An 11,083-nucleotide genomic window follows, 5' to 3' on the forward strand; every position below is an offset into this window, starting at 1 on the left:
AGATGAGCCTGAGCGATCTGCCGCTGCGCCAGAGCCAATTGTTGAAGTTCGTCGAGCCGCTGCTCAACGACATGCCCGCCAGTGCCTGGAAGCATGCGCTGTTCGAGGCATTCTGGAGCCAGCGGTGCGACCTGCTGGCCATCGAGGATGCCTTCTTGAAGCTGGTCGAATACCCGGGGCTGGGGCCGGGGCTGGCGAGCTTCTTCGCCGGCTGGTGGCAGGTCCATGACGGCCTGCGCGTTGACGCCATCCCAGCTAGATGCCTGGAGTCGCTGGTCGCCGACAGCCCCTCGGCCTGCGGTCATCGCGAGTGGGCCGAGGCCAGCCTCGGCCAGGGACGGCCGGGCGCCGGTGCGCCGCCCGGGGCAGGGCAGGACCGCGCCCCGCAGCTGTTCCAGGCCATGGCTGGATTGGCCTGCGGCAATGACCGCTGGCTGCAGCGCACGCATCGCGTGCCTGCGGTCCTGGAGTTTCGCCAGTGGCTGGAGGCCGGTTACCTGGATGGCCAGTTGCCCGGGCTGCAGGCCAACCTGGTCCGGCAGGTCTACGTGCTGGGCGAGGCGCGGTATCTGCAACCGCTGCTCCAGCGCTGGCTGGCCGGTACCCAGGGGTGGCCTGCGCAGCTCGCACCGGCTGCCCAGGCCTGGTGCCAACTGCACGCCGGATCGCTGCAGCAGGCGCGCTTCCAGTCGGCCCTGGCCGCCGTCGATGCCTGCACCGAGGCCATGGCGATCGCCCCCGACGAGCCCGCCGCCCGCAACCTGTTCGCCCAGTACTTGCAGCGCCGTTCCCGGGCCATGCTCGCTTGCGCCCGGGTACTGCCCGCCGATTCTTCCCCCAACCCATCCGGCCACCCCCATGAATGACCAGAACCCCGCGATTCCCGCTGTAGCCTCCGCCAGCGCCGCCCAGGTGCGGCGCCGCTCGCTGCTGGCCGGTTGCAGCGCCCACGCCGTGCACGATGGCCTGACCGATGTGATCTATGTCCTGCTGCCGGTGTGGCAGGCCCAGTTCGCCATGAGCTATGCCCAGGTCGGCCTCTTGCGCGGGGTCTATGCCGGGATGATGGCCGGCGTCCAACTGCTGGCCAGCCGCGCGGCCGGGCGCTGGGGGCGCGAGCGCCTGCTGGTGGGAGGAACCGCGCTGGCCGGCCTGGCCTATCTGCTGGTCGGGCAGGCGACCGGCCTGGGCGTGCTGTTCCTGGCGCTGTTGCTGGGCGGCCTGGGGGCCAGTACCCAGCACCCGCTGGCCTCGTCGCTGATTACCGATACCCATGAGGCTGGTGGCGGGGTCAAGGAGGCCCTGGCGCAATACAACTTCGCCGGCGATATCGGCAAGACCCTGGTTCCCGGTGTGGTGGGCCTGTTGCTGGCGCTGGTCAGCTGGCGCGCCAGCGTGACCCTGGTGGGCCTGCTGGGGTTGGCCGCGGCCTTGCTGCTGTGGTGGTTGCTCCCGTCCCGGGCCAGCACTTCGGCGCTGCGCGACAAGGCACCCAGGATCCTCAGCGGCCAGGGTTCGGTAGGTGGCCTGTGGGCGCTGATCGTCACCGGCACCCTGGACAGCGCGGTGCGCATGGGCTTCTTGACCTTCCTGCCATTCCTGCTCAAGGCCAAGGGCGCCGGCAGCGCCGGAATCGGCCTGGCCCTGACCCTGCTGTTCATCGGCGGCGCGTTCGGCAAGCTGTTCTGCGGTTACCTGGGGGCACGCATCGGCATGATGAAGACCGTCTGGCTGACCGAATCCAGCACGGCGTGCCTGATCGTCCTGGCGGTGTTCCTGCCCTATGGCGCCCTGATGGTGACGCTGCCGCTGCTGGGCCTGGTGCTCAACGGCACCTCGTCGGTGCTGTATGGCGCAGTGCCGGACCTGGCAGGGGCCGGCAAGCGCGAGCAGGCATTCTCGCTGTTCTACACCGGCACCATCGGCGGCGGCGCGTTGGCCCCGATGCTGGCCGGACTGCTCAGCGATGTCGCCGGCGTGGCGCCGGCGGTGATGGTCCTGGCGGCGCTCCTGCTGCTGACGTTGCCCCTGTCCTGGCAGGTGCAGCGCGGGCTGCCAGCTGCAGCTGGCACGCCATGAACGAAGGCTCGAGGATGGAAAGAGACAAGGGCATGGCGCTGCTGGCGTGGTGCTCCTGCACTGTTTTTCACACAGATTTACAGCTGCCGGAACAGCACCGCGCTAGCCTGGGCACTCGCAGGCCACCAGCCAGGGGAGGTGCGTGGTCACGCAACGACAATCTCGATGGATGCCCTGATGAGCCTGTTTGCAACGAGCATTTACCACTACTGGCAATCCAGCTTGAGTGCCCTCGAAGGCTTGCGGGAGGACGGCGGCTTCAGCGTGCGGGTCGATCCCGGGCTGGAAGACCAATCGCGCCTGATGCTGCTGCGCACTCCCGGCGGCAGCCAGGCAGTGTTGACCCCGGGCTTGGCGCAGATCCTCGGTCTGGCCGAGGGACCGGTGGATACCGAGGCCGCCTTCCTGGCGCGCCTGGAGCAGGCCGGTATCCGCCTCAACGGCGCCGACCATGTGTTCTATTACCCCCGGCAACGTCACGCCGAGCTGTTGCGCGATACGGCCCTGGGCGATACCCGGGCATTGTCGGCGGCGGACGAGCAGCGGTTCGCCCGCTTCCAGTCCAGCGCCAGCGCAGAGGACCTGGACAATGCCTATGTCGAACTGGATCACTGGGCGGTGTTCGGCGCTTTCGAACAGGACCGGCTGGTGGCGGCGGCGAGCATGTATGCCTGGGACGGGTCGCCGCTCGCCGATCTGGGCGTGCTGACCCTGGAGGCGTTTCGCGGCCGGGGCCATGCCCGCAGGTTGGTGCGGGCGATCTGCCGGCATGCCCTGGAGCAGGGCCAGGAGCCGCAGTACCGCTGCCAGGTCGACAACCTGGCCTCGGTGGCGCTGGCTCGGGCGGCGGGGCTGGAGCTGTTCGGCCAGTGGCTGGTGATCCACCCCGATTGCGAGATCTGACGGCTTAGCGGTGCAGGCGGGTGTGGCCCGGGCCGTGCCGGTTCAGGCGCCCACCATCCACTTGGCCAGGCCGTGGCGGCCACTGACCCCGAGCTTGGCGGCGGCGCGCTTGAGGTAGGTCTCGATGGAGCTGTTCTTCACGCTCAGGCGCTGGGCCATCTCCGGCACGGTACCGCCGGTGAGCAGCCCCAGGCAGACTTCTTTTTCCCGGGCCGAGAGGGTGATATCGCCCAGTGACAGGCGTTCGTCGAACTCGCGCTGCAATGGTGACTGCTCCTGGTTGTCCCGGGGGCGGCTGGTCCAGCTGCGCAGGTTCTTCAGGGCTTGCTGGCGATGCATCTGCGCATGGCGTTCCAGCAGCGGCAGCAGGGTCGAGGACAGGCTCTTGAGGAACGACAGCTCGGACAGGGAAAACCCACCCTGGGTCGATTCGCGGTAGAGCGCGATCACGCAGCGGCGGTTGGCCTTGCGCGACACCAGGTGGCATTGGTGCGGGGTATTGCGTGCTTGCCGGGCATGGACCTGGGCGTTGATCTGGATCAGCAGCGAATCATCCATTTCCAGCATTTTGTGCAGCAGCGGTTCTTGGCGCCGGGCGGCTTCCGGCAGTTGTTCCGGCTGTCCGGCACGTCCCAGCAGGGTGATTTCCTCGGCGCGGGTCTGGCGCTCGTCGAGGGTCCATTCACTGAGTACCAGATGATCGGCCGGCACCAGTTTGTTCACCAGTTCGAGCATGTTCGCGGCGAACTGGCCCTGGCCGGTGTTGGAGATCAACTGCCCCAGTTCCAAGTAGAAATTCGGTGTTTCCAGGTTGGCGATACTGCTGGTCAGACTCATATCCCTATCATCCTTGATCAAGGCAAATCGCTGATCGAAGCCTTGAAACCTTATTGCGACGGCGCACCGCAGCAGGTCCTCCATGAACCCGATCCGGTCAGATGCGTCTGATTTAAGCCTAAGCATTTGCTTCGCGTCTGTAGGGGGAAACCGGGACACAAAACCCCGGGCCGGGCTCGCCAAGCCCCCTGCGCCGGGCCTCGGCCAGTGCGCCGCAAGCCCGTGGGCACGGGGTCGCAGTGAGTTGCAACGGACTTTGGCGACAGGCTTCGCAAAGAGTTCGGGACTGGACTGACGAGTCAGGAACCTCAGGTACAGATGGTCAATTTCCTACAGCTAATTCAGCCGATCCGCAAACCATCGCCAACCCCTCCGATACCCGCCAGAGCCGCGTCCCAGGCGGCCGGCAGCCCGGCGGACTGTCCGGGTTTGGGGTGACATACAGCCCAGGGGGCCGATGCTTAAATTTCGTTCGCCGGTGCCTTGGCCATCACATGAGAAGGATCTTATGACGCGTTTTTCTGCCATTGCCGTGGGCGACGCTGCCGTCGCCATCCGTCGCTCGCCGCAGGCCGGATGCCTGCCCCGGAAGCAGTCATGAACGCCGGTCCGCTACAGGCCCCGGGCCTGCCGTTGACCGCCGGGCAGCGGGATATCTGGCTCGACCAGCTCAGCCGCGGCGACTCGCCCTTGTACAACATCGGCGGTTATGCCGAGTTGCGCGGCCCGTTCCGTCCCGAGTTGATGCAGCGCACCGTGGAACTGGTGGTGGCCCGGCACGACGTGCTGCGCACCGTGCTGTCCCGCGAGGGCAGCCAGGACGGCCTGCCGCTGCAGTATTTCGACCGCCACTGGCCGGTGCAGCTGGCGCTCCACGACCTGTCCGATGCCGCCGATCCGCTGGCCGCCGCCCGAGTGCAGATTCAAGGGCAGATGCAGCAGCCGTTCGCCCTCGAAGGCCAGCGGCTGTGCCGTTTCTCGTTGTTTCGCCTGGGCTCCGAGCATCACCTGATGCAGGTCGAAGCCCATCACTTGATCCTCGATGGCTGGGGCTTCGCCCAGTTGTCCCAGGCCCTGGGCGAGGTCTACGGCGCCCTGCTGCAGGGTGAGCAGCCGGCAGCCGAGGCGCCATCCTTCAGCGACTTCGTCGAGGACGATGGCCGCTACCACCAGTCCAGCCGTTACCAGCGCGACCGCGACTACTGGCTGGCCAAGTACCACAGCGTGCCGGAACCGTTGCTGCGTCCGCGCTATCGCCCCAGCGCCACCGACGAGACCCCCGGCGGGGCGCTGGTACAGGCTTTCCCCGCGGTGTTGCACGAGCGGATGAAGGCCCTGGGCAAGCAGCTTGGCGGCTCGGCTTTCCATGTACTGCTGGCCGCATTGCATGTGTATTTCACCCGGGTCGACCAGCGCCGTGACTGGGTCCTGGGCATGCCGGTGCTGAACCGGCCCAACGCCGCCTTCAAGGCCACCCTCGGCTCCTTCACCCAGGTCAGCGCGGTGCGCATGGACTTCGCCCCGGACTTGACCTTCGAAGCCCTGGTGATGGCGGTGCGCGACAGGTTGAAACAGGATTTTCGCCACCAGCGCTTCCCCTTGAGCGAGCTCAATCGTGCCCTCGGCCTGCTGCGCGAAGACCGCACCCAGCTGTTCGAGTTGTCGCTGTCCTACGAGGTGGAGAACCTGGACTACCGCTACGGTGAGGCCAGCGCCTCGTCGGTCAAGGTTTCCAACCGCCACGAACCGGAACCCCTGGCCATCCACCTGCGCAGCAACAGCTTCGAGGACAGTGCCTGGATGCACTACGTCTATGACCGCCGGTATTTCCAGGCCGAGGAGATCCAGGCCATGGCCGGGCACTTGCTGCACGTCCTGGAGCAAGGGCTGGAGGACACAGGTTTGCCGATGCAGCGCTTCTCGTTGCTCACCGGCGCCGATCGCGCCCGCCTGGAGCAATGGAATACCACCGGCCAGGCGAACGCCGCCGAGCAGCGCATCCATGGGCGGATCGAGGCCTGGGCCGAGCGCACCCCGGATGCCATCGCCCTTATCGCCCAGGGCCAGCAGATCAGCTATGCCCAGCTCAACCAGCAGGCCAACACCCTGGCCCGGCACCTGCAGGCCCTGGGCGCCGGCCCGGATGAGCGGGTGGCCATCGTGGCCCGGCGCAGCCCGCAAACCCTGGTGGGCTTGCTGGCGATCCTCAAGGCCGGCGCCGGCTACGTGCCCATCGATCCGGCGCACCCGGCCGAGCGCCTGGCCTACCTGCTGGAGGACTGCGCCCCGGTGGCGGTGCTGGTCCAGCAAGACCTGCGCCAGCGCCTGCCGGCGTTGTCGATGCCAGTGGTGGAACTGGATAGCCAGCAGTGGCAACCGGGGACCGTTGCCAACCCGCAAGTGTCGGGGCTGACGCCGCGGCACCTGGCCTATGTGATCTACACCTCGGGCTCCACCGGCTTGCCCAAGGGCGTGCAGGTGGAGCACCAGAGCTTGTCCGGCCTGGTGGACTGGCATTGCCAGGCGTTCGACCTGGGCCCGGGCCGCCACAGCTCGTGCCTGGCCGGTTTTGGCTTCGACGCCATGGCCTGGGAAATCTGGCCGACCTTGTGCGCCGGGGCGACCCTGCACCTGGCGCCGGTCAGCGATGGTCCCGAGGACCTGGATCGCCTGCTCGCCTGGTGGCACGCCCAGCCCCTGGACGTGAGTTTTTTGCCGACCCCGGTGGCCGAGTACGCCTTCAGCTGTCACACCGGCCATCCGCACCTCAAGACCCTGCTGGTGGGCGGCGACCGCCTGCGCCAGCCACCCGCAGCCCAGGGCTTTACCCTGGTCAACAACTACGGCCCCACCGAAGCCACGGTGGTGGCCACTTCCGGGGTCATCGAGCCGGGCGGGGCGCTGCACATCGGCCGGCCGATCGCCAACACCCGCATCTATCTGCTGGACGAGCAGCAGCGGCCACTGCCCATCGGCATTCCCGGCGAGCTGTACGTCGGTGGCGCCGGAGTGGCCCGGGGTTACCTCAAGCGTCCCGAGTTGACTGCCGAACGCTTCCTCGACGACCCGTTCAGCGAAGTGCCGGGGGCACGCATGTATCGCACCGGCGACCTGGCGTGCTGGCGCCACGACGGCACCCTGGAGTACCTGGGGCGCAACGACGACCAGGTGAAGATCCGCGGCCTGCGCATCGAGCTGGGGGAAATCGAAACCTGCCTGGGTCGCCATCCGGCCCTGCGCGAGGCGGTGGTCCAGGCCCGCGACGGCCAACTAGTGGCCTGGTTCAGTGCCGACGGCGAGGTGCCCATCGGCGAGCTGCGCGAACACCTGCTGCAACGCCTGCCGGACTACATGGTGCCGATGGCCTATGTGCGGCTCGACGCCTTGCCGCTGACCGCCAACGGCAAGCTGGACCGCAAGGCCCTGCCGGCGCCGGACCCGCTGGCCTTGATCAGTCGCGAATACGAGGCGCCCCAGGGGCCGCTGGAAACCACCCTGGCGCGGCTCTGGGCCGAAGTGCTGCAGGTCGGGCGGGTCGGGCGCCAGGATCACTTCTTCGAACTGGGCGGGCATTCGCTGCTGGCCTTGCAACTGATCCAGCGCATGGATCAGGAAGGCTTGCAGGCCGATGTGCGAGTACTGTTCGGCCAACCGACCCTGGCCAGCCTCGCCGCCGCGGTGGAGCAGGGGGCCGGGCTGCAGGTCCCGGCCAACCGTGTGCCGCCGGGCTGCCAGCGCATCACCCCGGACATGCTCAGCCTGGTGGATCTGGACCAGGACAGCATCGACCGGGTAGTGGCGACGATTCCCGGCGGAGCGGCCAACGTCCAGGAGATCTATCCCCTGGCGCCTTTGCAGGCCGGCCTGTTGTACCACCACATGACCTCGGTCCAGCGCGATCCCTACCAGCAACATGCGCTGTTCGCCTTCGCCCGCCGCGAGGACCTGGACGCCTTCGCCAACGCCTTGCAGGCAGTGATCCAGCGCCATGACATCCTGCGCACCAGCCTGGTCTGGGAAGTGCTGGAGCCAGCGGTGCAGGTGGTCTGGCGCGAAGCCCGGCTGAACCTGGAAGAACTGCGGCCGGCGGCGGGCGAACCGGTGCTCGAGCAATTGCGCCGGCACTTCGATCCACGCCAGCGGCCACTGGATATCCGCCAGGCGCCGATGCTCGCCCTGGCCTGGGCCGAGGACCGGCCACAGGGGCGCTGGCTGGCGCTGCTGCGCTTCCATCACCTGGTCAACGACGCCACTTCCACGGCGGTGCTGATGGCGGAAATCGGCGCCCACATGGACGGCCGCCAGCAGCAGTTGGCCGCGCCTTTCGCCTACCGCGAATACGTGGCCCGCACCGGCCTGGACCAGGAGCGCCACGCCGCGTTCTTCCGCCAGGCCCTGGCCGGGGTGGACGAGCCGACCCTGGCCTTCGAACTCAAGGAGCGCCCCGGCGAGCAAGCGGACCACGAAGAGGCTGGGCAGTCGCTCGACGCCGGCTTCGAGCAGCGCCTGCGTGAGCAGGTTCGGCGCCATGGGGTCAGCGCCGCCAGCCTGTTCCACCTGGCCTGGGCCATGGTGCTGGGACGTACTTGCGGCCGCGACGACGTGCTGTTCGGCACCGTGCTGCTGGGACGCTTGCAAGCCGGTGCCGGGGCGGACCGGGCCCTGGGCATGTTCATCAATACCTTGCCCCTGCGCCTGGAACTGGCGGGGCTCAACGTCGTCGACGGGCTGCGCCAGGTCCAGGAGCGTCTCAGCGCGCTCCTGGCCCATGAACAGGCGCCGTTGTCCCTGGCCCAGCGTTGCAGCGCAGTGGCGCCGCCGACCCCGCTGTTCAATGCCTTGCTCAACTACCGGCACAACGTCGAGGCCGACGCCCAGGCGCTGTTGCAGGACCTGCCGGCCGGGGTGCAATTGCTCGCCAGCGAGGAGGTGGTCAGCTATCCGCTGATGCTGGCGGTGGACGACCTGGAGCCGGGCTTGCGCCTGGGCCTTCGCGCGCCCCGGCGGATCGGCGCGCAACGCTTGCTGGACTACCTGCAATGCACGCTGCAAAGCCTGCTACTGGCCCTGGAGCAGGCGCCGGCGACATTCCTGCACAGCCTGTCGATCCTGCCCGAGACGGAGCGCACGCAGTTGCTGTCGGCGTACAACGCCACCGAGTCGGACTATCCCCGCCAGCTGACCCTGCATGCGCTGTTCGAGGCCCAGGTCCGGCGCACGCCCGAGGCCATCGCGGTACAGGCCGGCGAGCGCCGCTTGAGTTATGCAGAGCTCAATCGCCAGGCCAACCAGTTGGCCCATCACCTGCGCGAGTTGGGCGTGGGGCCGGACGTGCGAGTCGGGCTCTGCGTCCAGCGCAGTCCCGAGCTGCTGGTGGGCCTGCTGGGCATTCTCAAGGCCGGCGGCGCCTACGTGCCCCTGGACCCGGACTACCCGGCCGAGCGCCTGCACTTCCTGGTGCAGGACAGCCAGCCGCTGGCGGTGCTGGTGCACCAGCCGACCCACGGCTTGCTGGCGGATCTGGCCCTGCCGCTGCTGGACTTCGACGCCAGCCCCTGGCAGCACCAGCCGCAGCACGACCCGCAGGTGCCGGACCTGGAGGTCTCGCACCTGGCCTACGTGATCTACACCTCGGGTTCCACCGGCACGCCCAAGGGCGTGATGGTCGAGCACCGTGGCCTGGGCAACCTGATGCACTGGGGCTCGCAGCTGTGCCCGCAGTCTGCGGGCGGCACCTTGCTGCAAAAGGCCCCGTTCAGCTTCGACGGCTCGGTCTGGGAGCTGTTCTGGCCCCTGGTCACCGGCATGCGCCTGCTGCTGGCGCGGCCGGGCGGCCACCGCGACCCGGACTACCTGGCGCATCTGGTAGTGGAACAGCAGGTGACGATGATCAAGTTCGTCCCGGCGATGTTGCTGCAGTTCCTGCAACTGGAAGAGTCGAGCCAGTGCCAGAGCCTGACCGACGTGTTCTGCGGCGGCGGCGAGCTGACCGAGGCCATCGCCCGGTTGCTGCGCCAGCGCCTGCCCCGGGCCCGCCTGCATAACGTCTACGGGCCTACCGAGGCCACGGTGGACAGCACGGCCTGGACCCTGGAGCCCGATGCGCCGATTCCGCCGGTGCAACTGCCCATCGGCCGGGCCATCACCAACACCCGGCTGTATGTCCTGGATGCCCACGACCAGCCAGTGCCACGGGGCGTCAGCGGCCAGTTGCACATCGGTGGCGTCGGGGTCGCCCGCGGCTACCTGGGCTTGGCGCAGTTGCAGGCCGAGCGGTTCATCGCCAGCCCCTTCGTCGCCGGCGACCGGCTGTACCGCAGTGGCGACCTGGTGCGCTATGCCGAGGATGGCAACCTGGAGTTCCTCGGGCGCAACGACTTCCAGGTCAAGCTGCGCGGCTTGCGCCTGGAGCCGGGGGAAATCGAGGCACGGCTGGCCGAGCATCCGGCGGTGCGCGAGGTGGCGGTGCTGCTGCGCGGCGAGCGCCTGGTGGCCTACTACAGCCTGCATCCGGGAGCCACGGAACCGGGGATCGAGACCTTGCGCGCCCATGTCCTGGAGCGCCTGCCCGACTACATGGTGCCGGCGGCCTACGTGCGCCTGGACGCCTTGCCCCTGAGCGGCAATGGCAAGCTGGATCGCAAGGCCTTGCCCGAGCCCGGGGCCGATGCGGTGCTGGCCCGGGAATTCGTGGCCCCCGAGGGTGAACTGGAAACCACCCTGGCGCGGCTCTGGGCCGAAGTGCTGCAGGTCGAGCGGGTGGGGCGCCACGACCACTTCTTCGAGCTGGGCGGACACTCGCTGCTGGCGGTCAGCCTGGTGGCGCGCATGCGCCAGGAAGGCCTGCATGCCGATGCCCGGTTGCTATTCAGCCAGCCGACCCTGGCCGCGCTGGCGGCCAATACCCGCAGCCAGTTGCAACAGGTGGACATTCCCGCCACCACCATTCCACAGCTCAAGCGCCAGCGGCGCCTCTGAGCCTTTCGCACCTTCTGTCATGACCTTGGCGCGCCGGCCCGGATGCCGGCGCGGCGGCGTGACGCCAAGGGGGACAGGCCCGGGATAGTGTCCCGAGTTCCCATGCCAGACACCTGTGGAGGGATGTTTTAGCGTTCCTTCGCTGCGCCAGATCCTGGCTGTTGCGCGGCCCCCTGCACCCAAGGGGCGTGGCTGCTCGTGAAGTGGACAGCGGCCACATCTGAAACGTTGCATCTGAAACACGGACGTTCTCTTCAACCGTTTCCGAATCCTAGGCAGGTCACAC

The 11,083-nt window shown here is 68.1% G+C and carries 5 protein-coding genes; 4 read left to right on the forward strand and 1 reads right to left on the reverse strand.

The features are described 5' to 3' along the window. Positions 1–2 precede the first annotated feature (2 nt). The 3 genes from GDH07_RS08990 to GDH07_RS09000 all read left to right on the forward strand — a co-directional run bounded on the left by GDH07_RS08990 (position 3) and on the right by GDH07_RS09000 (position 2,982). Positions 3–866 carry a hypothetical protein gene (locus GDH07_RS08990; protein WP_152897163.1) on the forward strand — a complete coding sequence of 288 codons (864 nt, stop codon included), beginning with the start codon at positions 3–5 and terminating at the stop codon, positions 864–866. Beyond that, positions 859–2,079 (forward strand): MFS transporter, encoded by a 1,221-nt coding sequence (locus GDH07_RS08995; RefSeq protein ID WP_152897164.1) that lies wholly within the window; start codon positions 859–861, stop codon positions 2,077–2,079. Before GDH07_RS08990 ends, GDH07_RS08995 begins: the two co-directional genes overlap by 8 nt. A gap of 177 nt (positions 2,080–2,256) precedes the next feature. After that, a complete protein-coding gene (locus GDH07_RS09000) occupies positions 2,257–2,982 on the forward strand; it encodes a GNAT family N-acetyltransferase (protein WP_152897165.1) in 726 nt (241 codons plus the stop codon). Between the two features lie 42 nt (positions 2,983–3,024). On the opposite strand, the gene GDH07_RS09005 is transcribed toward GDH07_RS09000, so the two are convergent. Then, a complete protein-coding gene (locus GDH07_RS09005) occupies positions 3,025–3,819 on the reverse strand; it encodes a helix-turn-helix transcriptional regulator (RefSeq protein ID WP_022643551.1) in 795 nt (264 codons plus the stop codon). Between the two features lie 597 nt (positions 3,820–4,416). On the opposite strand from GDH07_RS09005, the gene GDH07_RS09010 reads away from it, so the two are divergent. Continuing rightward, positions 4,417–10,797: a non-ribosomal peptide synthetase gene (locus GDH07_RS09010; protein ID WP_152897166.1), complete on the forward strand. Its 6,381-nt coding sequence runs from the start codon at positions 4,417–4,419 to the stop codon at positions 10,795–10,797. The last annotated feature ends 286 nt before the right edge of the window (positions 10,798–11,083 follow it).

Origin of the sequence: Pseudomonas piscis (assembly GCF_009380155.1) — a bacterium.
GTDB classification, from domain to species: Bacteria; Pseudomonadota; Gammaproteobacteria; order Pseudomonadales; family Pseudomonadaceae; genus Aquipseudomonas; species Aquipseudomonas piscis.

What these genes read in the sequence shown, in the direction of transcription:
- GDH07_RS09010 (WP_152897166.1), top strand. Translation starts at nt 4,417, where the DNA reads ATGAACGCCGGTCCGCTACAGGCCCCGGGCCTGCCGTTGACCGCCGGG.
- GDH07_RS09005 (WP_022643551.1), bottom strand. Translation starts at nt 3,819, where the DNA reads ATGAGTCTGACCAGCAGTATCGCCAACCTGGAAACACCGAATTTCTAC.
- GDH07_RS09000 (WP_152897165.1), top strand. Translation starts at nt 2,257, where the DNA reads ATGAGCCTGTTTGCAACGAGCATTTACCACTACTGGCAATCCAGCTTG.
- GDH07_RS08995 (WP_152897164.1), top strand. Translation starts at nt 859, where the DNA reads ATGAATGACCAGAACCCCGCGATTCCCGCTGTAGCCTCCGCCAGCGCC.
- GDH07_RS08990 (WP_152897163.1), top strand. Translation starts at nt 3, where the DNA reads ATGAGCCTGAGCGATCTGCCGCTGCGCCAGAGCCAATTGTTGAAGTTC.